Raw genomic sequence first — 25,869 nt, 5'->3', positions numbered from 1 at the left:
TTAACATTTCCTGAAAAGAAGGAGTAAATACTTTGTGATACAAATAAATGAAATGATTTTAAATAAGAAATTAATTAGTAGCGATATTTTTGACACATTGCTATTTAGAACAGTAGCTAAACCAAGGGATATATTTACATTAGTGAGTAGAGAGTACGAAAGGATCTTCTGTGAAGAATTGGATTACGATTACACCTATGTAAGAGAATTTGCTGAGGCGGAAGCAAGAAAAAAGGAGTCTACTAGGGAGGTATACTTGGAGGATATTATTAAGCAACTTCCTTATCACGATGTTATTAAAAGTCGATTGGCAGAGTTGGAGTTTAATATTGAAAAGAAAAGCTTAGTGTTGAATGATGAATTGCACCGATTGTTGATTGAGTGTAAACAGCAAGGTCTCATTGTTACTCTTGTATCAGACATGTACTACTCTAAGAATCAAATGATGGATATTCTTGTGTCGGTCGGGTGTGATATATCAATATTCGACGAGATTCTTATGTCGTCAGATTATAAAGCCTCCAAGGCTAATAGACAGCTATACCAGAATCTCAAACATCATTATTCGAGTATATCTCCTGATCAGATACTGCACATAGGAGATAATTATGGTACAGATATTATAGCTGCTAGAAAAGAAGGGATCGAAGCAATGCACTATACGAAATATTCAGAAAGGTTGGATAGTGTATTTGCCTTAGAAGAAGCATGGGGTGGGGAAACTGTTCCAGAGTTAAGAAATTTGAGGAAAACTGCTCCTTATGTTGGTGCGCAATATGAAGATATAGAGATGAGATACTACCAACTAGGATTTCAAGTTTTTGGTCCAGTATACAGTTTATATGCAGAGTGGGTAATTGATTATGCAATTAATGAAGACATAAACAAAATTTGTCCTTTAGCTGGGGAAAATAATGTGTTTGTTCAAATGTTTCAGATACTAATCAATAAACGTGGCTTGAATATAGAAGTATTAAACAGAAAAACTTTGCAAACGTTTGAGTTCTGCCAAGATTGCGATGAACCGATTATAACAGTGGATTTGACAGGTCGAGAATTTATAAAATGTCAAAAAGGAAATCCCCTAAATAAATCAATTCAGTTGCATCACCTGATGATGATATCCAATGTAAATGTTTTAAGTAACGTGATGAAGGGTCATCATATTGTTTCATGGTTAGGATATGACGATCAAAGGCACTATAAAATTGGAACGATATACGAGAGTATTAAAGTTATAGAGGCAGCTACACATACAGATAAAACTGTTATTGACTATGAGTGTAATGGTAGTAGTGATTTGTTTATCACTGCTACTAATGAATATCAATCAGAATTGAGCAAAAATAAACACATTTTATGTTCTGGAATTTTGGAATTCCAGATTGAATGGATTAAATTGGATGATAAGAAATCAATGAAAGAAGCGATTGTCCATAAAAAGGAGGAATTTTTAAATATTTTGTATAGACTAATCAATTATCCATTACAAAATGAGGTTAGTCTACTGAATACGATGTTACTTGATCAGTATTCAACTTATTGGCCTCAAGGAGCTATTGCTCATAATAAACCTGAATTTTTTTTGTTACGATATATTAAGGAACACAGGCTAAGTGCAGTCTACAACCAGATTCTTCTCATGATAGCGCATATAGAAACAGGGAGTTTCAAAAAGATTTGCATATATGGTGCAGGTGAGCTTGGCAGAGATATTCAAATGTTTGCTGAACTGCATGGTATCAGAATTCATGCTTTTATTGATAGAAGCTATGCACAAACTAAGGAATTTGAATATAGTATACCTGTCAGGAGTATACAATACTTAGATGAAAGTGTTGACTTAATTATTATTGGTTCAAATGCTTTCTATAGTGAGATTGAAAAGACGATTGAAGAACACTATTGTTATACACAGCAACAGGCACCACAAATAATTAGATTAGGTCAATAATTCCGAGGTGAACAATATGGAGTGGGCGGAAATTAGTAAGTTGCATCCCGATCTGCAATCAGTGATTATTGACTTCAATAATGTCCTTTGTTTACGTAAAGTAGACACGACTGAGACATTTAATTTTTATGTATACGATGTATTAAAGAAAATGAATTTACTCTCACTTGCAATTGGGAAAGCAAACTATTCAAAGTTGAGAACATGGCATTATGAAAAGCTTATTACGCATATAGTTGAGGAAAGAAAATTATTAGAGATTGAATTGAAACAGGATTCGTTTCTTATGTACGTTAATCCTTATATACTACCTTACATAAAAAACCTGAATCATGTATACATTCGCAATAATACTAAGTACACAAACAAGGATGTAATAACTCTATTACAAGATAAGATAGATCCATCCAACTTCGGTAAACTTAAGGTGATAAATAACGTAGAAGATGATACTAGCTACGGAAATGCTTTATATATTACTGAACAGGACTACAAGGAGGATAACATCTGTTCGATTAGATATGATCTTTCTGCAGAGAGTGAAATAGATTTGGAGTCCATGTTATATGTAGGATTTGATCGAAAATTTTATAAATTAAGAAAAGCAATTGAAAAAAGCCCCTCCTGTTCTAATAATTTTTTTAAAATAGGAAGCTTATACTTGGGACCTGTATTATTATGTTTCATTAAACTGGTAGTAGATGATTTGACTAGAAAAAACATATCATTAATTCTCCCTCTTATGCGTGAAGGGGATCTACTTAATATGTGTTTAGAGCGATATATAAAAAAAAGAAATCATTCTATCCATTCAGAAAAACTATATGTATCAAGAAAATCAACATATTTACCTTCACTATATAAAGACAGTAGTGTAGAAAGTGTTTTGCATTTTTTTGAAGGTATAAATCTAAGCATACGGGATTTGTATAATCTCTTTGGTTTGGAAGTACTAGAAACCCCTTATAGCGATAAAAACTTTTATCAAATTAAGAAATGTAATTCCGAGGAGTATTTACGAATAAAACGCCACTTTACAGAGAATGTGAATAGTGCTGATTTTAGAGAATTTATAAACTTAAAGAAAGAATTAATTGAGCATTATATAACACAAATCGTAGGTGATCATAAAAAAGTTGCGACGATTGATATTGGTTTTAACGGCACAATTCAAGGGAATTTGAATAAAGTCTTTTATAATATGGAATTTGAACACTATTTATTGTTCGGTCGGGAGGGGCTGCTAAATAAAATAGTTTCAGGAATTAATATTAATGCTTTTATTAATAGTGGTGACCATCATTTTGTGAAAGACATAATTAGAGGGGTTCATGCTTTAGAACAAATTATAATAGGCACAGAGGGCTCTACATTAGATTATGAGATGAAAAATAATATGGTGCTTCCTGTACAAGAAGAACTAACATATAATTCGGAGGAAATAAATGCACGTAATAAAATCCAAGACGGAGTTCGCTATTTTATTGACATCGCTTTAGATGCTGGACTAGATTATGAGATTAATATAGAGGATTTAATTGCCGTATCAAAGAGTGTACATCGCTTACTGAACTACCCTACAAAACAAGAAGCAATAGATATAGGGAAAATGCATTACAGTATAAATTTCGGGAGCAGCAGCGTTCAACCCATTATTAATGAAAAAGACATTAATCAATATAGTATAGATGATATTTATGCTTTTTTAAAAGGCAGCGAATTATCATCAAATATTGTGTGGCCACAAGGTATTCTTGGAATTAAAGATCATGAGTACATATATAAGAACTTATTGAATTCAGATATATTTGAGATTTATTCGAAAATAAAAGAAGTTATGAAAGATGTTGCAGATAGGAATATTGTTATTTATGGAGGAGGGGAAGCTGCGTATAAGGTACATTGTACATTGAAAATTAAATCGATTATTCCGATATACTTTGTAGATAGAAATTTGAGGCTACAAGGCACAGATATTGAGGGAATTCCGATTGTAGCACCAAATCATCTATTGAATACAGATATTGACTATATAATTATTGCTTCCTATACATTTGGCGAAGAAATTGAGAAGGATTTACAGGTTTTATTTCAATCACATTCTAAACCACCTCAACTGATACGGATTGATTAGGGGGAAATGACCTAATACTTGTGCTTTTACCGAGGAGTGAACAGATGAAAGTAGTTATAACTTATGGGACATATGACTTACTTCATGTCGGACATATCAATATATTAGAAAGAGCTAAGCAGTATGGCGATTATTTAATAGTGGCTCTGTCTACGGATGAGTTTAATGCAATAAAAGGGAAACATGCCTACTATAATTATGAGCAAAGAGAGAGGATTCTAAAATCTATTCGTTATGTAGATGAAGTGATTGCTGAGAACACATGGGAACAGAAAATTGAGGATGTTATTCATTATAAAGTAGATACCTTTATTATGGGGGATGATTGGGCAGGAAAATTTGATTTTCTGCAACCATATTGTAAGGTGGTTTATTTGAATCGTACTGAAGGTATTTCTACTACAATTATAAAAAATGATCTTAGTGGTGTGTAGAGGGAGACAAAAATTATGAAAATCCTCTTGTTTGGCGCAAGTTTCGGTGGACAAAACTTCATGAAAAATCATGCATTAGAATACGATTTTTTAGCAGTGATTGATAATGACGTTAATAAGCGAGGGAAATTGTTCAATAACATTGAAATTATTGATCCAGGTCAAATTAATAACTACCAATATGATAAAATCATTGTTACAAGCATGTACGTTAACTCAATTTCTGAACAGCTACGAAATTTGGGTATACCAGAAAGCAGAATTCAGTATGCCTCGAAAAACTCGATGAAAGTCGGTGAGCTGCCTTTCGAGAATCCAAAAACTTTGCGGAAAGCTAATCAGCTAATAGTGGAAATATCGAAGGCGTTAAGGGATATTCCTCATTACTATACATTTGGAACGTTATTAGGCATTGCCCGTGATGGAGGTCTTATCCCTTGGGATGATGACATTGATATTGCGATATTTGCTTCTGATACGCAGATCATACAAGATAGATTGTTGGAAGCAGCAGCTAATTTCGAAAAGTTATTCGATATTAAGCTGTTTTCAAGAATATATTCTAATGGAAGGCCGGCGTCAGTTACGATTGATTGTATCGAGGATGGAACTAAGTTGTTTATGGTTAATTTTGATTGTATGTATATAGAGGGAAGCATCGTTAAGCAAGAGTTGAATGACACACCTGTTAGTTTTTTCAATGGTTCTGACCAACTCGCTTTTGAAGGAATCAAAATCCAGGTACCAAAGGATTACAAAGATTATTTGGATTACACATACGGTAATTGGCATGTTGTGAAGAAAAACACAAGCTTTGCGAATAATACAATTTCTTTCAGAGAACCGTTATACAGTTGTACAATTGAGCACCTGTATGCAAGCAACGACATGAAAAAAATAGATTGAACCTCATAAGCGATACAGGTTAAATGTTGCAGGGGGGCGAGGGGTAATATGCTAAAAAACAAAATCAGCCTAATCACAGGTGCTTCCCGTGGCATCGGTTATGCGACAGCTGTGCAGTTTGCAAAGCATGGAGCAACATTAGTTTTAAATGGAACTAGCCAGAAAAGGCTAGCTCACGTACGAGAACAGCTACAAGTAGAATATGCCATAGATGTACACATCCTCCCGTATGATGTGCGCAATAGTACTGAAATCAAAGATGCTTTTCTGTGGATCAAGAAAAATCTAGGGCGCTTAGATGTGCTAGTGAACAACGCCGGTATTTTGGATGATGCTTTGCTAGGGATGATTAATGAAAAGCAAATGACGGATACATTCTCCATTAATGTCGAGGCAGTCATCTACCATATGCAGTTTGCTTCGAGGCTAATGACGAGACAGCAATCCGGATCCATCATTAACGTCAGCTCGATTATTGGACGAACCGGTAATGCAGGCCAAGTCGTATATGCTTCCAGCAAAGCTGCTATCATCGGAGCAACCTATTCTGCTTCCAAGGAGCTTGGTCCTTACAATATTCGCGTCAATGCAGTAGCGCCGGGGTTTATCGATACGGATATGACAAAGCAGCTATCTGATGACAAGTACGCTCAGCGATTAAGTGAAATCAAGATGAATCGGATAGGTAAGCCTGAAGAGGTGGCGAATACGATCTTGTTCTTGGCATCAGACCTTTCGTCATATGTAACGGGACAGGTTATCGGTGTTGATGGAGGAATGGTTATCTAATGATCACCTTCAAAAAATTATGCGAGGCTGATCTTCAGCAAGTTTTGGATTGGCGTACCAGTGATCATGTCACCAGGTATATGTATACGGATATCGAAAAGAATATGGATAACCATAGGAAATGGTTCGAGACCGTTTCAAAGGACGATACACAGTATTACTGGATCATTCAACATAAAGGAACCTCAATAGGCGTAATCTCCTTAAACCAAATTGATCGTCGCAACCGTAAGGCTTCCTTTGGCTACTATATTGGCGATTTGAACTTTGCCATTATTGCGGGGCGAATCCATCCCTATCTATATAATTATGCATTCTTTGAGCTGGGTCTGAACAAGCTGTATGCTGAGGTGATGAGTGGCAATGACGGCATGATGAAGATGCATCGTTATTACGGGTTCACCCACAACGCTACCTTCAAGGAGCATATTTACAAATACGGTCAATTTCATGATGTCGAATACTTCGAGTTGCTATCATCCACCTGGAAGGAACAATGTACGAAGTTTCATAAATATACTGCACAATTTGTATGATAATGGTGCTAACAGCAACGATTCCATTTTCCGATATATGAAGTATAGGTTGAATAAGTTTGCGATGTAAGGTGGGGAAACGGATGAATGAACAAAAGCTGCGTGAGAGTTTTGCCGAGTCATTAGGACTCAAGCTCGAGCAAATTACAGATGAATTAACGTACAATTCGATCCCTGAGTGGGATTCGATTGGTCATATGGCTTTGATCTCGGAGATTGATGCTCAGTTTGATACGATGCTGGATACGGATGATGTTCTAGCGATGAGCTCATTTGCAAAAGCGAAAGAAATATTGACCAAATATGATATCGAATTTTAATGAAAGGGGTGTGGTATTCTACCATGCCCTCTTCTTTTATTATAGGAGGGAAGAGCTTTAATGTTTTTTGAAAGAATCTACCCCACTGATCAAACCATCATCATTACAAATGAAAAACATTATAGCGGCAGTGAACTGCTGGCAATGATCGAGAAGTATTCTTTTGTGTCAGAGCAGAAGGAACTGGTCTTGTTACTCTGCGACAATAATGTGCAGACAGTGGCTGCCTACCTGGCAGCGTTAAGATCCGGCCATAGCGTTATGCTTATGAGTATCAGCACGAATAAGGAGCTATTAGACAGCATCGTTGCAGTTTACCAGCCCAAGTGGATTGTAGGCGAGCTCTCATTCGCAGATTACCGCATACAAGACAATCGTCATGAAAGAGTAAGTCATGCTTCGATTGCGATTCATTCGGACCTGGCGATCTTGCTGAGCACATCCGGAACTACAGGTAGTCAGAAGTTTGTGCGCTTGTCATACAGCAATATTCAAACGAATGCGGAAGCGATTGTCGACTATTTGCAAATTGGGGCCGATGAGCGAGCCATACTGAATTTGCCGCTGTCGTATTCCTATGGACTTTCGATTTTGAATAGCCATTTGCAAGCGGGCGCTTCGGTGTTGCTAACAGAAGAAAGTGTTGTTTCAAAAACGTTCTGGAGCTTTGTTGAACAGCAGCGAGCCACCTCCTTGCCAGGTGTTCCCTTTACGTATCAGATGTTGAACCGAGCAGGATTCTCGAAGATGGAGCTGCCGCATCTCAAAACGTTAACGCAGGCGGGAGGACGGTTGGATAACCGGCTTGTCCAATTATTCGGACAGTATGCTCAGGAACATAACAAACGCTTCTATGTGATGTATGGACAGACGGAGGCGGCGCCTCGCATGTCGTATATCCCCGCAGATAAGGTGCTGGAGAAGTCTGGTTCGATTGGTATCGCTATTCCGGGCGGGCAGCTGACCATTGCACCTGAAACCAATGAGTTAATTTATAAAGGACCGAATGTTATGATGGGATATGCCGAGTCAGTATCCGATCTGGCAAAAGGTGATGAATGTCACGGCATATTGTATACGGGCGATACTGCAGAAGTCGATCAGGACGGTTATTATACGATTACAGGTCGTATGAAACGTTTTGTGAAGCTGTTCGGACTTCGGATTAATTTGGATGATGTGGAGCGAAAACTGGAGGATGCTATTCATATGTCTGTTGCATGTGTCGGCAATGATGATAAATTAGTAGTGGTTGTCGATAATGAGGCCTCTATTGAGGTTGTGAAGGATACATTGGAATCGACATATAAGCTGCATAAGAGTGCATATAAGGTCGTGACAATAGAGGAAATTCCGACGATGGCGAATGGCAAAATTGATTATAAAGTATTAAAGGATGCGATGCTGTGACCTATCCCTATGAGTTAGCAAAGCAAGCCAAGCAACAACAGCTGCTACAAGAGCTGAATGCGTTGATCAAGCATCATATCGACCATAATAGAGCTTACAAAGCCATGCTCGAAAAAACAAAACGAATACAACAAGTAGCGGATTCCTCCATCGAAGAGCTGCCCTATTTGCCTGTGCAATTATTTAAGATGATGGATCTCGTGTCGGTGCCAAGGGAGGACGTTGTAAAGGTACTGACGTCCAGTGGGACTACGGGGCAGCAAGTATCAAAAATCTATTTGGACAAAGAAACATCGATGAGCCAAACGAAGGCCTTAGTAGATGTCATGAAGCCAATTCTCGGTTCTCAGCGATTGCCTATGATCATACTGGATACAAAGTCCGTGCTAAAGGATCGTCGCTCATTTAGCGCGCGAGGGGCGGGCATTCTCGGTTTTGCTAATTTTGGACGACAGCACTTCTATGCTTTAAATGATGATATGACGGTAGATTGGGAGGGCTTGCAGACTTATTTGGAGAGGCATAGCGGAACGAAGCTATTATTGTTCGGCTTCACTTATATGATCTGGAAGCATGTTTATAAGGAGGCCATAGCCTCTGGGAGAAATATTGATTTTGGCGATAGTATATTGATTCATGGCGGTGGATGGAAGAAGCTGCAGGATGAAGCGGTGGATGCCGCCACATTTACAGCAGAATTAAAGCGTGTGCTCGGTACCCGGCAAGTTCATAATTATTATGGAATGGTAGAGCAGGTTGGGTCGATTTTTGTCGAGTGCTCCTACGGTCATCTGCATACGCCGAATTATGCTGATCTAATTATAAGGGATCCGCTTACCCTAGAGCCATTGCCTTATGGAGAGCAAGGGTTAATTCAAGTGCTGAGTTTGCTGCCTAGAAGCTATCCTGGACATAGTTTGTTAACAGAGGATCTAGGGACGATTATAGGGGAAGACGATTGTCCTTGCGGCTGGAAGGGCAAATACTTTAGCGTAGTAGGGCGAATTCCCAAGGCGGAATTGCGAGGCTGCAGCGACACATTTGCCTTCGGACAAGGGGGGAATAGATGATGCGATTTTACTGGCCGTTGCAGGAAGGTGAGGCGGCTTTACTTCAACTGCAAGGCAAGAAGGCGTTTGCGCCTTTCGCTAATGATGTACTACTTTTTGTACAAGCATTATCGCAACGCTTCGTGAAAATGCGTCAGCATCCTGAAATTGTAGCGCTCGGCTTTTGGATGCGTAAGGCGCATATTATGGAGATGCAGAGCGTATGGGCCAAAGAAACAGAGAAACGTGTCGTGAGAGCGAGAGGTACGGTGTTCCATCTGGCTCCGTCAAATGTGGATACGATCTTTATGTATTCGTGGGTCTTGTCGTTACTTGCAGGCAATCGTAATATTATACGTCTATCTAGCAAAGAACAAATGCCAATGAATGGTTTGCTGGCAGCGATGCTAGAGGAGCTTTCCAATCCGCAATTTCAAGAGATTGCAGAGCGTACGATTGTTCTAACTTATGCTCACGATGATGAGACGACTGCACGGATAAGCAACCTTTGTCATACCAGGGTTGTATGGGGCGGAGATGCTACGGTGAATCGGATTCGTCGAATTGCGTTATCGCCTATGGCCAATGAGCTTGTGTTTCCCGATCGGTTCTCGATGTCGATGCTCCAAGCAGAGGCTGTACAAGCTTTGCAAGAAGTGGAGCTTAAGCAACTGGCTGAGCAGTTTTATAATGATTCCTATTGGTTCGATCAGATGGCTTGTTCATCGCCTCGATTAATGATCTGGACTGGGGTGGGAGATGCTGTTGCAGGTGCTCAAGAGATGTTTTGGGCGAAGTTCGAACAAGTTATAGTGGAAAAGCAATATGCTGCAGCCCCTGCTGTTCGCGTTCAAAAGCTGGCAACGAGTCTTTGGCTCGCTGCAGAAGAGGAAGCTATTGCAGTCGACGATCGTCAACTGTTGTCTCGTGTTCAATTAGAACGGATGACAGAGGGATTTAGGGAGCGCCATTGTGGAGGCGGCTTTTTCTACGAACTGGCCCTTGATCATCCGGCGGATATCGCCAAGGTAGTCGTTGATAAGGACCAGACGCTTTCTTACTTTGGCTACAGTCGAGATGAACTGCTGGCAGCCGTGGAACAGCTAGAGACGAGAGGCATTGATCGGATTGTGCCGGTTGGACAGGCGCTCGCTTTCCAAGAAGTATGGGATGGACAACGGTTTTTGAACTCATTTACGAGGGAAGTTTTTATTCTTTAGGTTCCTCAGGAGGCGTAGATAAATGAAAACAATGATTATCATACAAGCTCGCATGGGCTCATCCCGATTGCCTGGCAAGATCCTGCTGCCCCTAGGCGCTTCGGATAATCTAACATATGTGATAGAGCGTTGCAAACGGATTAAAGGCATCGATGGGATTGTCGTCGCGACATCCGCACTTCCACAGGATGATGCTGTTGAGATATGGTGCAAGGAGCATGCCGTAGCTTACTATCGAGGTTCCGAGGAGGATGTGCTGGATCGGTACATTCAAGCTGCAAAGCCGTATGAGCCAGAATATATTATTCGTGTAACAGCGGATTGTCCATTTGTCGATTATGAGATGGCTTCGGATATCGTTGCTCTTATGCGAGAAAAACAAGTGGATATTATTGATGTGCTAGGTGAATTGCCGCGCGGACTTACCGTAGAGATGGTTTCTTACAAAGCACTGCAATATATGGACAAGCACGGCACCGAAGAACGTCATCGTGAGCATGTGACGTATTATGCCTATGAGTTTAAAGATCAATTCACAAGAGTTTCCTATCAGACTCCGGGTGATCGGCAGTATCCTGAGCTGCGGATTACGTTGGACACCGAGGAAGATTACGCTTTAATTACTCAAGTGGCGAGGCAATTCGACAATGTCTACGTATCAAGCGCTGATGTTATAAACTATTTGCTGGAGCATCCGGAGATTGCAAAGTTGAATGCACACATTGAACAAAAGCCGGTGATGTGATGGAGATTACAATTCGGACAGAAGCCTCATCGTTGATTGGCAGCGGTCATGTGATGCGATGTTTAACGATTGCGACTAACCTCATCAGATTGGGTCATCATGTAAAGTTTTGGATGGAGCCTTTGCCTGGCGATCTCATTAAATGGGTTGAAAGCCACGGATTTCTTGTTATTTCAGAGATACAATATGTCGATATATTAATTGTAGATCACTATCAGTTAGATGCGCGTTGGGAGCAAGCGATGCGCCCCTATGCTGATAAGATTGTTGTCATTGATGACTTGGCCAATCGCCAGCATGATTGTGATCTGTTGCTCGATCAAAATGTTATCGAAAATTATCAGCATCGTTATGATGATTTGGTTCCGCCACATTGCAAGAAGCTGCTGGGTCCGCAATATTTGATCATGCGTGACGAGTTTATTGAGGCTAGAAAGAAACGTATCATAAGATCCGGTAATGTAAGCCGCCTCCTTCTGTTTATGGGCGGAAGTGATCCGACCAACGAAACGATGAAGGCTTTGCATGCTTTGCAGCGGACGAGGAGCTATTTCGAGCATATCGATGTAGTTGTCGGCAGCAGCAATCCGAAGCGGGCGGAGATCGAGCATATTTGTCACGAGCGGCAGTATGTTTTTCATTGCCAGGTCGATTACATGGCCACGCTTATGAACGCAGCGGATTTTTCTCTTGGAGCGGGTGGTGCTACGACATGGGAACGTTGTTATGTCGGTCTGCCATCGACCAGTACGATTGTCGCTGACAATCAAGTCGGGTCGACGCAGACAGCCGAGCAGCTAGGCGCGGTTATCAATTTGGGATGGCATGAGAAAGTCACGATTGACACCTATACGAAGTTGTTGGATTCGCTCCCTAGTCAGCGTGATCGGATTGAGCATATTAGCGAGCAAGGATTGAAAATAACGCAAAGCCAAGGCGAAGCAAATGCTTGGCTTCAGGAAATGGTGGAATGTTCGTCATGATCCAAATCGGAAACAAACAGATTGGCATACATACAAAGCCTTTTATTATTGCCGAAATGTCAGGAAATCATAATCAATCCCTAGATCGGGCGCTGCGACTCGTCGAGCTGGCTGCGGAAGCTGGAGTTGATGCGGTTAAGCTACAAACTTATACTCCAGACACAATTACGTTAGACGTGCACACGGGTGCGTTCTTTATTTCTAACGAAAAGGATCTGTGGAAGGGACAGTCTCTCTATCATTTGTATGAAAAAGCATATACACCTTGGGAATGGCACAAGCAGATTTTTGACAAATGCAGCGAGCTCGGCTTACTTGCTTTCAGCTCGCCCTTCGATGAAACGGCTGTCGATTTCTTGGAGACGTTAAATGTGCCGGCGTATAAGATCGCATCCTTTGAGAACGTCGATATACCGCTTATCCGCAAAGTAGCCAAGACGGGTAAACCGATCATCATCTCGACAGGCATGGCATCCGCTGCAGAATTAGATGAAGCGGTTCGCGCAGTTCGATTAGAAGGAAACAATCAACTTGTATTGTTGAAATGCACGAGCACATATCCAGCGACTCCGAATAATTCCAATCTGGCTACGATTCCTCATATGAAGGAGTTGTTCGGTACGGAAATCGGTTTATCTGATCATACGATGGGGATCGGTGTGTCGGTAGCTGCGGTTACGTTAGGAGCCACTGTAATCGAGAAGCACTTTACGACGTCTAGGGCAGAAGGTGGCGTGGACGCATCATTTTCGATGGAGCCTCATGAGCTCAAAATGCTTGTGGAAGAGACGGAGCGGGCATGGCAGAGTATCGGCCACATTCAATATGGGCCAACAGAAGCAGAGAAGCCGTCTATCGCCAACCGCCGCTCTCTCTATATTGGCGAAGACATGAAGGCCGGTGATGTATTTACGGTCAAAAATTTACGAAACGTACGACCGGGTCAAGGTCTCGAAACGAAGTATTACGACCTAGTGTTGGGTAAAAAGATCAAATCCGATGCGGCTAAAGGAACGCCCTTGAACTGGGAGCTGCTGCTATGAGTGACGGGCAGATCCGAGCAACGATGCTGCCGTACGGCCAGCAGTGGATCGAGGATGACGATATCGAAGCGGTTATCGAAACCTTAAAATCTCCATTCCTCACCACGGGTCCAAAGATCAATGAATTCGAACAGGCAGTTGCAAGCTATGTAGGCGCTAAGTACGCAGTGGCGTTTGCTAACGGAACAGCAGCGCTGCATGGCGCATGTTACGCGGCGGGAATCGCTGAAGGGGATGAAGTGATCACTTCGGCTATCACCTTCGCGGCAAGTGCGAATTGTGCAAGATACGTAGGGGCGGATGTCGTGTTCGCGGATATTGACAGCCGTACCTACAACATAGATCCAGCAGATGTCGCCAGTAAGGTGACTTCGCGTACGAAGGCAATTATTCCGGTAGATTTCACTGGACAGCCGTGCGATATTGACGCCATTATGGAGTTGGCACATCTTCACGGATTAGTTGTTATCCAGGATGGAGCCCATTCACTAGGAGCTAAGTATAAAGGGCGAATGATAGGGGCGAAAGCGGATATGACGATGTTCAGCTTTCATCCTGTTAAGCCCGTTACAACGGCGGAAGGCGGCGTTATCGTAACCGACAATGAGGACTATTACGAGAAGCTAAAGTTATTTCGGACACATGGCATCTCTACCACTCCGTATGCCAAAGAACAAGGCGCTTGGTACTATGAAATGGTAGACCTTGGCTACAACTATCGAATGACTGATCTACAAGCGGCGCTCGGCGTTTCTCAAATGAAGAAGCTTAGATCTTTTATGGAAAGACGCCGCGAACTGGCTGCTCTGTATACGGAATTGCTTAAGGATGTCCCAGGGGTCATCATTCCACATCAATTAGAAGATACGGAATCGGGTTGGCACCTATATTCAATCCAAATAGATGCAACAGTAGTTAGCAAAAACCGTAGAGAGATCTTCGAAGAGATGCGCGCGGCGAATATCGGAGTGCATGTGCATTACATTCCTGTTTATTGGTTTCCTTATTACGAGCGTCTCGGTTATAGAAAAGGATTATGTCCTGTGGCGGAGCAATGGTACGGTCAAGCGCTGACACTACCTCTCTATCCCAAAATGCAGGACGAGGATGTACGAGACGTTGTAACACAATTACGCAGAGTGTTATTTGCCGGGATGCTTGAGGAAATATAAGTCCACGAAGTGCATCGTACACAAGCCGTTGTTCTAGATGCACAGCTCATGTATCCGCTTCCAAGAAATTGTTTGACAATTCCATGATTTCGGTGGTATAGTCAATTTGTGGGCCAGACCAAACGATGCCTCACAGTACTTGAAGATGAAGGGAATGTTTGCACATGCAAGGTAAAGTAAAATGGTTTAACGCTGAAAAAGGTTACGGATTTATCGAGACTGAGCAAGGCGGCGACGTATTTGTTCATTTCTCCGCGATCCAATCCGAAGGCTTCAAGACTCTCGAAGAAGGCCAAGCGGTTGAATTCGACATCGTAGAAGGCGCACGCGGTCCACAAGCTGCAAACGTAGTCAAACTGTAATCATCCGGCTATCATTAGCCACCGTATAGATGGTTCGATTGACAGTGCCTAACACACTCAAGGCTCCGGGAAACCGGAGTCTTTTTCTGTTCAATTGTATGTCATGTTTCCTCACATAAACTTGATGATTGTTGACTTGCGGATGCATGTGTTTCTACTGATTCATGATTACTAGGATTCTAGTCCTAATTATCAGAAAATTCACAAATAACTAAAAACTCTTTTGAATTGGGTGTCTGCATATGATATAATGAGAGCATGTAAAGGAGGAATGCCCCATGAACTACAACATTCGAGGTCAGCGATTTCAGGTTACAGAAGCTTTGAGGATTCACGTCGAGAAGAAGCTTAACCGATTGGAACGATATTTCGAATCACCGATTGCCTCCGAAATTAACGTCACCTTGTCCGTCACGAAGGGACAACACGCAGTAGAGGTGACGATCCCGTTAGTTGGCGTCATGCTTCGCGGGGAAGTGAAAAGCGAAGACATGTATGCGTCCATCGACATGGTCGTGGATAAGCTGGAACGCCAAATTCGCAAACATAAAACGAAAGTGAATCGTAAATTCAGACAGGGCAGCGGAGTGAGAGCCCTGTTCCGTGAAGAAGGCTCCGCAGTCGGCGTGCTCGAAGAGGAAGATGATCTGGAGCTCGTCAGGACAAAGCGTCACACACTGAAACCAATGGATGTGGAAGAGGCCATTCTGCAGATGAATATGGTAGGACATAATTTCTTCGTATTCGCCAACGCGGAGAGCAAAGACGTGAACGTGGTCTATCGACGCAGCGATGGCAAATATGGATTAATCGAGCAAGGCTGATCCATAACCGCATATATACCGCGAGCCCTGTCTCCGTCATGGAGCAGGGCTTTTTCGTGACCTGCGGGCAAACATTGCGGCAGTGTCTACAAACTGTTACAATCTTAAACAAATAGACCTACTACCGAAAGGGGAAAACCATGCTCGGACTGGTGAAGAAAATATTCGGGGACGCGAACGAGCGCGAAGTGAAGCGCATCATGCGGACGGTAGAAGAAATTAATGCAATGGAGTCTAAGTTTACGGCCTTATCGGATGATCAATTGCGCGGCAAAACGGACGAGTTCAAGGCACGTATCGAGAAAGGCGAGGAGCTTACGGATATTCTGCCGGAGGCATTCGCTACAGTGCGTGAAGCTTCGAAACGTACACTAGGCATGCGCCATTTTGATGTACAGCTATTAGGCGGTATGGTACTCCACGAGGGTAAAATATCCGAAATGAAAACCGGGGAAGGCAAGACGCTTGTCGCGACCCTTCCGGTTTATTTGAACGCGCTGCTTGGCAAAGGTGTGCACGTCGTCACGGTCAACGGATATCTGGCAGAGCGCGACAGCAAGATTATGGGCGAGCTTTATAACTTCCTAGGTATGACGGTTGGGTGCAATCTGCACGGCTTGTCACACGCGGAGAAACAAGAAGCATACGCATGCGATATTACGTACGGAACGAACAATGAGTTCGGCTTCGATTATTTGCGCGATAATATGGTGCTATATAAGGAACAAATGGTTCAACGTCCTCTGTATTATGCCATTATTGACGAAGTGGACTCCATTCTGGTCGATGAGGCGCGTACGCCGCTTATTATCTCTGGACAAGCTGCAAAGTCGACGGAGCTGTATCACGCTGCGGATCGTTTCGTGAACAAGCTAAAGGCAGAAGAGGATTATACGATCGACATCAAACTTCGTAATGTCATGCTGAATGAGCAAGGCGTGGAGAAAGCGGAGCGGGCATTCAGTATCGAGAACTTGTTCGATCATGCTAACGTTCTGATTAACCATCATATCCAGCAAGCGCTTAAGGCGAACGTTATTATGAAGCGGGACGTCGATTACGTCGTGCAAGAGGACGAAGTGGTTATCGTCGATGAATTTACAGGCCGTCTGATGTCGGGCCGCCGCTACAGCGATGGATTGCATCAAGCGATCGAGGCGAAGGAGCAGCTGAAGGTTCAGAATGAGAGCATGACGCTGGCTACGATTACGTTCCAGAACTATTTCCGTATGTATCGCAAGCTGGCAGGTATGACGGGTACGGCTAAGACGGAGGAAGAAGAGTTCCGCCGGATTTACGGCCTTGACGTTATTCAGATCCCGACAAACCGTTCTATGATCCGTAAGGATACGCCGGACGTTGTGTACAAGACGGAGAATGGCAAGTTCAAAGCCGTCGTTGAAGAGATCGTGGCTCGCCACAAGAACAACCAGCCTGTGCTCGTAGGTACGATTTCAATCGAGAATTCGGAGAAGCTGTCCGAAATGCTGAAGCGCCGCGGCGTACAGCATAAGGTTCTTAATGCGAAGTTCCATGCGGAGGAAGCGGAGATTATCTCGCGTGCGGGGCAGTATGGAGCGGTGACCATCGCTACGAATATGGCGGGACGCGGTACGGATATCCTGCTTGGCGAGAAGGTGCCGGATCTTGGTGGTCTTCATATTATCGGCACGGAGCGCCATGAGAGCCGTCGTATTGATAATCAGCTGCGCGGACGTGCAGGACGCCAAGGCGACCCGGGTTCTTCTCAATTCTATCTTTCGCTCGAAGATGAGCTCATGCGTCGTTTCGGATCCGAAAATATTATGGTGATGATGGACCGGCTCGGTCTGGAAGAAGATCAGCCGATCGAGAGCCGTATGATCTCCAAAGCGGTAGAATCTGCACAGAAACGCGTCGAGGGCAGCAACTTCGATACGCGGAAAGTCGTTCTGCAATATGACGATGTGATGAACCAGCAGCGTGAAGTCATCTACAAGCAACGTCGCGACATTCTGGAATCGTCGGATATCCGTGGCGAAGTCATGGATATGATCAAACCGGTCGTTGAACGGATCGTGGAGGCTCATTGCTCCGAGGATATTCCGGAGGATTGGGATCTGCAGGCTATCGTCGATTACGTGCATGCCAACTTACTCGAGGAAGGTTCGCTCACGAAGGACGAGCTGTGGGGCAAAGAGAAGGAAGAGATGTCCACATTCATCCTCGGTAAGGTTGTTGCGTATTATGACCAGAGAGAAGAGCAACTCGGCGCTGAGACGATGCGCGAATTCGAGAAGGTTGTTGTGCTTCGTGCGGTAGACAGCAAGTGGATGGATCATATCGATGCGATGGACCAGCTTCGTCAAGGCATCCACCTCCGTGCATACGGCGGTACAGATCCGCTGCGCGAATATCAATTCGAAGGCTTCGAGATGTTCAAGGCGATGATCGATACGATTCAAGAGGAAGTTGCCAAGTACATCATGAAAGCTCGCGTCGAGAGCAACCTGGAGCGTCAAGAGGTTGTGAAGGGTCAGACGTCTTCTACAAGCGGCGGAGGCGAATCGGCAGAGAAACGCCCAGCCAAGCGCGAAGAACGCGTAGGGCGTAATGATGCTTGCCCATGCGGCAGCGGCAAAAAGTATAAACAGTGCCACGGCAAATAGGATACCTAGAAGATTGTATGAGGCTAGAAACTGAGAAACGGAGCGTAGCAGCGCTACGTGAGTACCGGAAGTACCGGGTGAATGCAAGATTCGACGTCGAATAAGTCTTGGCAAGGCATCGTAATCAAAAACGTACTTTTTGAACTACCATTTCAATAAAGGTTCAAAAGTTCGCTTTTCAGTACCAAGAAGATTGTATGAGGCTAGAAACTGAGAAACGGAGCGTAGCAGAGCTACGTGAGTATCGGAAGGTTCGGCCGAGTGCAATATTCGACGTCGAATAAGCTTCTTGGCAAGGCAGCGTAATCAAAAGTGAACTTTTGAACTACCTTATATTGAGGAGAATGTATAGTCATGTTGGATATCAAGATCAAACAAGATTTGCGCGAGATGGCTAAGCGACTCCAAGAGCTCAGGGGGTCTCTTTGACTTAGATCTTAAGCAAGAGATCATTGCGAACTTCGAAGAGAAGATGTCCATGCCTGACTTCTGGGACGACAATGAGCGTGCGCAAGGCGTCATCTCGGAGCTGAACGCGGTAAAGTCGGTTGTGGAGCAATATGGCCGGTTGAACAACGATCATGAAGAGCTGCAAATGATGCTGGAGCTTGCTGAAGAAGAAGGCGACGAATCCCTAGAGGCGGAGCTGTTGCAAGGCGTAGCGGCGCTGCTGTCCAAAGTGGGAGACTTCGAGCTGCAGCTACTGTTAAACCAGCCTCACGACAAGCTGAACGCGATTATCGAGCTTCATCCCGGTGCCGGCGGCACGGAGTCCCAGGATTGGGGCTTGATGTTGTACCGCATGTATACGAGATGGGCGGAGAAACGGGGCTTCAAGGTCGAGGTGCTGGATTATCAGGACGGCGATGAAGCGGGGATTAAGAGCGTATCCTTATTGATCAAAGGGTATAATGCCTATGGATATCTGAAGGCGGAGAAGGGCGTACATCGTCTTGTACGGATCTCTCCGTTCGACTCGGCAGGACGCCGTCACACCTCCTTCTGCTCGCTGGATGTTATGCCGGAGATCGATGATACGATCGAGATCGAAATCCGCTCAGAGGATTTGAAGGTGGATACGTATCGGGCTAGCGGTGCAGGCGGTCAGCACGTCAACAAGACCGAATCGGCCATTCGGATAACGCATATGCCGACAGGCATCGTTGTTGCTTGCCAACAAGAGCGGTCGCAGATCGCGAACCGAGACCGGGCCATGAAGATGCTGAAGTCGAAGCTGTACGAACGCAGAATCGAGGAGCAAATGAAGGAATTGGCCGAAATTCGCGGCGTGCAATCGGATATTGCCTGGGGCAGCCAGATCCGTTCTTACGTGTTCCATCCGTACAGCATGGTCAAGGACCACCGCACATCCGTGGAGACAGGCAATGTTGGCGCGGTCATGGACGGCGACTTAGACGCCTTTATCGACGGCTATCTCCGGAGTCAAATACGACAAGAGTAAAGCATAATTGGATGAAGGTCTGCTTATGATGAGCAGAATAACAAATATGAAGAGTTCCGACACTGATTTTTATGGTGCGGGGCTCTTCTTTTGGTAATAGGGGGATGATTTGAGTGGAAGTGGGAAAGAGGAAACGCGTCGATGGGCTAAAGCGTCGTAATCCTCGGCTATATGCCGTCTGGAACGTCGTGCAATTATTGGTTGGTTCCTTCATTGTTGCAATAAGCTTCAATCTGTTCATGGTACCTAACGGTATTGCATCAGGCGGAGTATCGGGTATATCGATTCTTGTGCAGGAGCTGACTGGTTTTGTGCCGGCTCTGACGCAGTGGGCCATTAATATTCCGTTGTTTGTTGCGGGAGTTTTGCTGATCGGTCGCAAATTCGGGGCGAAGACGCTGCTTGGTACGCTGGTGCTGCCGTTGTTCGTATTGTTAACGTCTCATTTGCCGTCGCCGACAGACAATCCAATTCTGGCTTCAATCTATGGTGGTATTGGTGTTGGTCTGGGACTAGGACTTGTGTTCCGAAGCGGCGGTTCGACAGGCGGGCTCGATCTTGCTGCTCAGATCCTACATAAATTCACAGGATTGCCTTACAGTCTGGCGATTGTTTGTTTCGATGGCTGCGTTATTATTGCGGCTGGTATCATCTTCTCGCCGGAGGTATCGTTGTATGCGTTGATCGGTCTGTTCGTGACAAGCAAGACAATCGACTTCATGCAGAATGGCCTGCAACTATCCAAAGTGGCTTATATTATCAGCGGTCATACGGAGGAAGTAGCTTTGGCGATACTGAACGATCTAGATCGCGGGTTGACTAGGCTGGATGGTCATGGCGGCTTTACAGGTGAAGGCAGAACGGTGCTTATGGTCGTCGTCGGGCAGAACGAAGTGTCTAAGCTTAAGCAGCTTGTACGGGACATTGATCCAGGGGCGTTTGTTATTATCAGCAATACGGCGGAAGTGCTCGGGCAAGGGTTTAAGCTGGAGTCGTAGCCAACAAGAGACAGGCTAAGTAGGCGAGCGCAAGCGCAAAGTAAACCGACAATTAGGCGTGTTGATTACGAAAGGCTTTCCAATCCGGAATACACGGGTGGAGAGCTTTTTATTGTGCACACTAAGAAAGTTTGAGGTTTCACGATTATAGGACATGACTCTGCAGTTCGAATCAAACCAAACCGCTAATAGACGAGCCGGTCGGTTCAAAAAAACGATTTTTCAAATTCTAAGAATTTATAAGTTTTTGCATCTTATCTGAGCTTAGAATTCTCGGAATGAAACGCGCTGCGCCGCCAAAGACGGCGATAGCCGTTTCACCTTGTTGTATTAATATTAAGTTGTATGTATAATAATACAGAGCTCAATTGTATGTTCATTGCAACTTGAATGTTGTAAAATAGAAAGTTGTAGATATTGGAAGCCTTGCGGTGCTGAGGCGATACAGAAACCATATTCCGCAGAAGCGGGGCTTACATAGAAAGTAGATTTGATTTCATAGAGTTAAGGGAGAGGATCCGCATGGGTAACAAAATAGGTGTTGCGATCGTAGGCTCGACGGGCTACGGCGGCGTTGAATTAATTCGTCTACTTGCGTCTCATCCGCTCGCGGAGGTGACGTCGATTATCTCGTCGTCTAGCGCTGGAACGCCGATTACAGAAGGTTATCCGCATCTGACGGGCATTCGCGAAGAGCTGCTTGACGACGTCAATCCAGCGGCGATTAAAGCCAAGGCGGATGTTGTTTTTCTGGCAACTCCTGCTGGTGTGGCGTCTAAGCTGGCGCCGGAATTACTCGAAGCAGGGCTGAAGGTCATCGACTTGTCTGGTGATTTCCGGTTGCAATCGCCCGAGTTATACGAGAAGTGGTATAAGAAGCCGGCTGCTGACAAGCGGTATCTGGAACAGGCTGTTTTCGGACTGGTTGAGCTATACGGCGAGAACGTGCGTGATGCCAGTCTGATCTCCAACCCAGGTTGTTATCCAACCGCATCCATTCTTGGTCTGGCGCCGGCTGTCCGAGAAGGCTGGATTGATCCTGCCACGATTATTATCGATGCCAAGTCTGCTGTATCCGGCGCGGGACGCGGCGCATCGCTCGGCACACATTATTCGGAGCTGAACGAAAACTTCAAAGCCTACAAAATTAATCAGCATCAACATATCCCGGAGATCGAGATGGTATTGTCCGACATGGCAGGCAAGCCGGTCGTGACGACGTTCACGACACATCTCGTGCCTATGACACGCGGCATCATGTCGACAATGTATGCGACGATCAATGGCGAGCGCACAACGAGTGACTTTATCGAGCTATATCGCAGCTTCTACGAGGGCAAGCCGTTTGTGCGGATTCGTCCGGAAGGGCAAACACCGGCAACGAAGGAAGTGATGGGCTCCAACTATTGCGATATCGGCTTCTCGGTCGATGAACGCACGGGGCGCGTAACGATCGTTTCCGTTATTGACAATCTCGTTAAGGGCGCCGCAGGTCAAGCGGTGCAGAACCTGAACCTGATGATGGGCTGGGAAGAGACGCTTGGTCTGCAATTCGTTCCTATCTATCCGTAATAATAAATAAACATACATTCTACCTATAAGGAGAAACGATTCAAGATGGGACAAGGCAGCTTCAATATCGTGGCAGACGGCTCTGTCACAACGCCAAAGGGCTTCGTAGCGGGCGGCTTGCATTGCGGACTTAAGAAGACGACCCGTCACGACCTGGGAGCCATTGTATGTGAGGTTCCGGCGACGGCGGCTGGCGTATACACGACGAATATTTTTCAAGCGGCCCCGCTGCAGGTGACACGAGAGAGCATTGCTTCTGACGGTGTGCTGAGAGCGGTACTGGTCAACAGCGGCAATGCCAACGCTTGTACGGGCGATCAAGGCGAAGCCGATGCATACGAGATGCGTTCACGGTTCGCAGAAGCAATCGGCGTATCGGCAGATCATGTGGCTGTAGCGTCCACGGGCGTCATTGGCGAAAATTTAAAAATGGATAAAGTCCGCTTCGGAATAGACGGTCTTCCTGCCAAGCTGGATGGCGGTATCGTCGGCGCAGAGGACTTCTGCCAAGCGATCCTGACAACGGATCTTGTTCAGAAGATGGTATGCGTCGAGCTTACGCTGGATGGCCAGCGCGTCACAATTGCAGGCGCGGCGAAGGGCTCCGGGATGATTCACCCCAATATGGCGACAATGCTCGGATTCGTCACAACAGACGCGGCGATCGGCAGCGAATCGCTGCAGACGCTTCTACGTCAAGCGACGGATTTGACGTTTAATATGATTACGGTCGACGGCGATACGAGCACAAACGATATGCTTGTGGCGATGGCTAGCGGTTTGGCGGGTAATGTGGAACTGACGCCTGAGCATGAAGGCTGGGCGGCGTTCGCTGACGCGCTCCGTTATGTATGCGAAGTGCTGGCTAAAGCTATTGCTAGAGATGGCGAAGGTGCGACGAAGCTCGTTGAAGTTCAGGTGCGCGGTGCAGAGAATGACGAAGCAGCACAGGCGATTGCCAAGACAGTAATCGGTTCTTCACTCGTTAAGTCGGCGGTATTCGGCGCTGACGCGAACTGGGGGCGTATTATTGCGGCCGTTGGGCGCGCAGGTCGTCCGGTTAATCCAGCCACGGTCGATATTCGCCTCGGCGATATTATTACGTTAGAGCAATCGCGCCCGGTGGCGTTTGACGAGGAGAAGGCGCTGGAATATCTCAAGGGCGATACTGTTGTGATCGGCGTTGATCTGCATATGGCGGATGGAACGGCAACGGCATGGGGCTGCGATCTGACCTACGATTACGTGCGCATTAACGCGGCGTACCGGACGTAAGGAGGAAGGCGTAATGGAACAACGATTTGTTATGAAATGCGGTGGCAGTACCTTAGCGGCTCTGCCGGATGGATTCTTCCACGAGTTGCGTGATCTGCAGGGAATGGGCGTGAAACCCGTCATCGTACACGGCGGCGGTCCTGCCATTTCGGAGACGCTTACGAAGCTTGGCATCGAGACGGAATTCGTGAACGGCTTACGTAAGACGAACGACGACGTGCTGGATGTTGTCGAGATGGTGCTCGCTGGGCGTATCAACAAGGAGATTGTGCGCAAGATCGGCGTGAACGGTGCACAGGCGCTTGGATTATCGGGCGTCGACGGCGGATTGATTCAGGCAAAGCCGGTGGCAAATGCGGACGAAATCGGTTTTGTCGGTGATGTAACAGATGTAGACGCCGCTATCATCGAAGGCGTGATGGGGATGGGTTACATTCCTGTTATTGCGCCGATCGGTATCGACGCCGCAGGCCAGCGTTACAATATTAACGCGGACACGGCGGCAGGAGCAGTCGCCTCTCATCTGGGCGTGGAGCGGATGATCGTCGTTACAGACGTGCCGGGTATCATGAAAACAGTAGACGGTGCGAAGGTTGTTCTGCCATCCGTGACGGTTGCAGAAATCGACGAAATGATCGCGAGCGGCGAAATTTACGGCGGCATGATTCCGAAGGTTCGCGCAGCGGTTCAATGTATACAAGGACGTGTGCAAGAGGTGGTCATTGTCAGCGGGCAGGAGCCTGGGGTACTGACGAGAGCTGTCCGTGAGGGCGGCGTTGGCACTCGCATCGTTCAATCCAGTGAAGGGCAGGTGTAACCAAGATGTCCGATACAACAACAACGACAGAAGCGGCGTCTCAATCGCTGCTCCCTACATATGCGCGATATCCCATGGCGCTGGTGAAGGGCGAAGGAAGCTGGCTGTGGGATGACAAAGGCAACAAATATTTGGATTTCATGAGCGGAATCGCCGTGACGAATCTGGGGCATGCTCCTAAGCGAATCAAGGAAGCGCTTGTTAAGCAACTGGATGAGCTGTGGCATGTGTCGAACCTGTTCCAAATTCCGAATCAGGCAGAAGCGGCTAAGCTGTTGACCGACAATAGTACAGGCGACGCTGTGTTTTTCTGTAACTCCGGCGCCGAGGCGAACGAAGCAGCCATCAAGCTGGCGCGCCGTTACCAGCAGCTTGTGGCGAAGACAGGCCGCTACGAAATCATTACATTCGAGCAATCGTTCCATGGTCGGACACTTGCGACGCTGACCGCAACAGGTCAGGCGAAGGTGAAGGAAGGTTTTGCACCATTGCCTGAAGGGTTCAAGACGATTCCTTATAACAATATTGAAGCGCTGCAAGAAGCCGTTAGCGGCATCACGGCTGCGGTAATGCTGGAATTGGTGCAAGCCGAAGGTGGCGTGTATCCTGCCGACTCCGATTATATCCGCCAGGTAGCGGAACTGTGCAAGCGCGAAGGAATTCTGCTGATCGTGGACGAAATTCAGACAGGGATCGGTCGGACCGGGAAGCTGTTCGCTTACGAGCATTATGGCATCGAGCCGGACATCTTTACGTTGGCGAAGGGGCTTGGCAGTGGCTTCCCGGTTGGCGCGATGGTCGCCAAGGAGCAGCTGCGCGAAGGATTTTCAGCAGGCAGCCATGGCTCTACATTTGGCGGAACGCCGATTGCTACGGCTGTCGTCAAAGCGACGCTGGAGACGATCGTCGGAGACGGACTGCCTGCCCGCGCAGCGGAGCAAGGCGAATATTTGAAGAAGCAGCTGAACGAGAAGTTGAAGGACGCTGCATACGTCAAAGAAGTAAGAGGACTTGGACTCATTATTGGGATAGAGTGCGCAGGACCGGTGGCGAATGTGCTGACGGAAGCGCAGAACCAAGGTTTGCTCGTTATTTCCGCAGGACCGAACGTTGTGCGCTTATTGCCGAATTTGTTGGTTACGAACGAAGAAATTAACGAAGCAGTTTCGATATTGGCTCAGCTGTTGCATGCAGCCGGATAAGCAGAAGGTTGAAG

General features: G+C 45.6%; 23 protein-coding genes. All 23 read left to right on the top strand.

What is annotated here, in order from left to right:
• Window positions 1-34 precede the first annotated feature (34 nt).
• Complete coding sequence (locus ACX1C1_RS05080) at window positions 35-1,954, top strand: HAD hydrolase-like protein (RefSeq protein WP_458956047.1); 1,920 nt, start codon at window positions 35-37, stop codon at window positions 1,952-1,954.
• 16 nt (window positions 1,955-1,970) lie between these two features.
• Window positions 1,971-4,088 (top strand): nucleoside-diphosphate sugar epimerase/dehydratase, encoded by a 2,118-nt coding sequence (locus ACX1C1_RS05075; protein WP_458956046.1) that lies wholly within the window; start codon window positions 1,971-1,973, stop codon window positions 4,086-4,088.
• 44 nt (window positions 4,089-4,132) lie between these two features.
• On the top strand, window positions 4,133-4,522 hold the full coding sequence (gene tagD / locus ACX1C1_RS05070; RefSeq protein ID WP_458956045.1) for a glycerol-3-phosphate cytidylyltransferase: 390 nt from the start codon (window positions 4,133-4,135) through the stop codon (window positions 4,520-4,522).
• Window positions 4,523-4,537: 15 nt separating this feature from the next.
• On the top strand, window positions 4,538-5,428 hold the full coding sequence (locus ACX1C1_RS05065; protein ID WP_458956044.1) for a nucleoside-diphosphate sugar epimerase/dehydratase: 891 nt from the start codon (window positions 4,538-4,540) through the stop codon (window positions 5,426-5,428).
• A gap of 48 nt (window positions 5,429-5,476) precedes the next feature.
• Entirely contained in the window at window positions 5,477-6,217 is a 741-nt protein-coding gene (locus ACX1C1_RS05060; RefSeq protein WP_458956043.1) for an SDR family NAD(P)-dependent oxidoreductase, read from the top strand.
• Window positions 6,217-6,753, top strand: a complete 537-nt coding sequence (pseH, locus tag ACX1C1_RS05055) for a UDP-4-amino-4,6-dideoxy-N-acetyl-beta-L-altrosamine N-acetyltransferase (protein WP_458956042.1) — start codon at window positions 6,217-6,219, stop codon at window positions 6,751-6,753. Before ACX1C1_RS05060 ends, pseH begins: the two co-directional genes overlap by 1 nt.
• 83 nt (window positions 6,754-6,836) lie before the next feature.
• Window positions 6,837-7,073 (top strand): acyl carrier protein, encoded by a 237-nt coding sequence (locus ACX1C1_RS05050; RefSeq protein WP_458956041.1) that lies wholly within the window; start codon window positions 6,837-6,839, stop codon window positions 7,071-7,073.
• Between the two features lie 60 nt (window positions 7,074-7,133).
• Entirely contained in the window at window positions 7,134-8,483 is a 1,350-nt protein-coding gene (locus ACX1C1_RS05045) for an AMP-binding protein (protein WP_458956040.1), read from the top strand.
• Window positions 8,480-9,553: a LuxE/PaaK family acyltransferase gene (locus ACX1C1_RS05040; RefSeq protein WP_458956039.1), complete on the top strand. Its 1,074-nt coding sequence runs from the start codon at window positions 8,480-8,482 to the stop codon at window positions 9,551-9,553. The genes ACX1C1_RS05045 and ACX1C1_RS05040 overlap by 4 nt, the downstream gene beginning before the upstream one ends.
• Window positions 9,550-10,752 carry an acyl-CoA reductase gene (locus ACX1C1_RS05035; protein WP_458956038.1) on the top strand — a complete coding sequence of 401 codons (1,203 nt, stop codon included), beginning with the start codon at window positions 9,550-9,552 and terminating at the stop codon, window positions 10,750-10,752. Before ACX1C1_RS05040 ends, ACX1C1_RS05035 begins: the two co-directional genes overlap by 4 nt.
• A gap of 22 nt (window positions 10,753-10,774) precedes the next feature.
• Window positions 10,775-11,497 carry a cytidylyltransferase domain-containing protein gene (locus ACX1C1_RS05030; protein WP_458956037.1) on the top strand — a complete coding sequence of 241 codons (723 nt, stop codon included), beginning with the start codon at window positions 10,775-10,777 and terminating at the stop codon, window positions 11,495-11,497.
• Window positions 11,497-12,480, top strand: coding sequence for a UDP-2,4-diacetamido-2,4,6-trideoxy-beta-L-altropyranose hydrolase (pseG, locus tag ACX1C1_RS05025; RefSeq protein ID WP_458956036.1), 984 nt, complete (start codon window positions 11,497-11,499; stop codon window positions 12,478-12,480). Before ACX1C1_RS05030 ends, pseG begins: the two co-directional genes overlap by 1 nt.
• A complete protein-coding gene (gene pseI, locus ACX1C1_RS05020; RefSeq protein ID WP_458956035.1) occupies window positions 12,477-13,523 on the top strand; it encodes a pseudaminic acid synthase in 1,047 nt (348 codons plus the stop codon). The genes pseG and pseI overlap by 4 nt, the downstream gene beginning before the upstream one ends.
• The gene (gene pseC / locus ACX1C1_RS05015) at window positions 13,520-14,695 is read left to right on the top strand and encodes a UDP-4-amino-4,6-dideoxy-N-acetyl-beta-L-altrosamine transaminase (RefSeq protein ID WP_458956034.1); all 1,176 of its coding nucleotides are present in this window, start codon (window positions 13,520-13,522) and stop codon (window positions 14,693-14,695) included. Before pseI ends, pseC begins: the two co-directional genes overlap by 4 nt.
• A 164-nt stretch (window positions 14,696-14,859) precedes the next feature.
• Window positions 14,860-15,057 carry a cold shock domain-containing protein gene (locus tag ACX1C1_RS05010; RefSeq protein ID WP_087569424.1) on the top strand — a complete coding sequence of 66 codons (198 nt, stop codon included), beginning with the start codon at window positions 14,860-14,862 and terminating at the stop codon, window positions 15,055-15,057.
• A 278-nt stretch (window positions 15,058-15,335) separates the two neighbouring features.
• The gene (hpf, locus tag ACX1C1_RS05005; RefSeq protein ID WP_458956033.1) at window positions 15,336-15,881 is read left to right on the top strand and encodes a ribosome hibernation-promoting factor, HPF/YfiA family; all 546 of its coding nucleotides are present in this window, start codon (window positions 15,336-15,338) and stop codon (window positions 15,879-15,881) included.
• A gap of 140 nt (window positions 15,882-16,021) precedes the next feature.
• Entirely contained in the window at window positions 16,022-18,529 is a 2,508-nt protein-coding gene (secA, locus tag ACX1C1_RS05000; RefSeq protein ID WP_458956032.1) for a preprotein translocase subunit SecA, read from the top strand.
• Window positions 18,530-18,883: 354 nt separating this feature from the next.
• Window positions 18,884-19,991 (top strand): peptide chain release factor 2 gene (gene prfB, locus ACX1C1_RS04995; protein ID WP_458956031.1). Its coding sequence is split into 2 segments (ribosomal slippage): window positions 18,884-18,955 and window positions 18,957-19,991, totalling 1,107 coding nucleotides; the frame shifts between segments, so codons are not numbered across the junction.
• A gap of 113 nt (window positions 19,992-20,104) precedes the next feature.
• Window positions 20,105-20,989 carry a YitT family protein gene (locus tag ACX1C1_RS04990; protein WP_458956030.1) on the top strand — a complete coding sequence of 295 codons (885 nt, stop codon included), beginning with the start codon at window positions 20,105-20,107 and terminating at the stop codon, window positions 20,987-20,989.
• Window positions 20,990-21,511: 522 nt separating this feature from the next.
• Window positions 21,512-22,561: an N-acetyl-gamma-glutamyl-phosphate reductase gene (gene argC / locus ACX1C1_RS04985; RefSeq protein ID WP_458956029.1), complete on the top strand. Its 1,050-nt coding sequence runs from the start codon at window positions 21,512-21,514 to the stop codon at window positions 22,559-22,561.
• 45 nt (window positions 22,562-22,606) lie between these two features.
• Window positions 22,607-23,836, top strand: a complete 1,230-nt coding sequence (gene argJ / locus ACX1C1_RS04980; protein WP_458956028.1) for a bifunctional ornithine acetyltransferase/N-acetylglutamate synthase — start codon at window positions 22,607-22,609, stop codon at window positions 23,834-23,836.
• Window positions 23,837-23,849: 13 nt separating this feature from the next.
• Window positions 23,850-24,653, top strand: a complete 804-nt coding sequence (gene argB, locus ACX1C1_RS04975) for an acetylglutamate kinase (RefSeq protein ID WP_458956027.1) — start codon at window positions 23,850-23,852, stop codon at window positions 24,651-24,653.
• Between the two features lie 5 nt (window positions 24,654-24,658).
• Window positions 24,659-25,855: an acetylornithine transaminase gene (locus ACX1C1_RS04970; RefSeq protein ID WP_458956026.1), complete on the top strand. Its 1,197-nt coding sequence runs from the start codon at window positions 24,659-24,661 to the stop codon at window positions 25,853-25,855.
• Window positions 25,856-25,869 lie beyond the last annotated feature (14 nt).

It is taken from the genome of Paenibacillus sp. strain BS8-2 (genome assembly GCF_054483835.1).
This window is presented reverse-complemented; position numbering and strand designations above follow the sequence as displayed.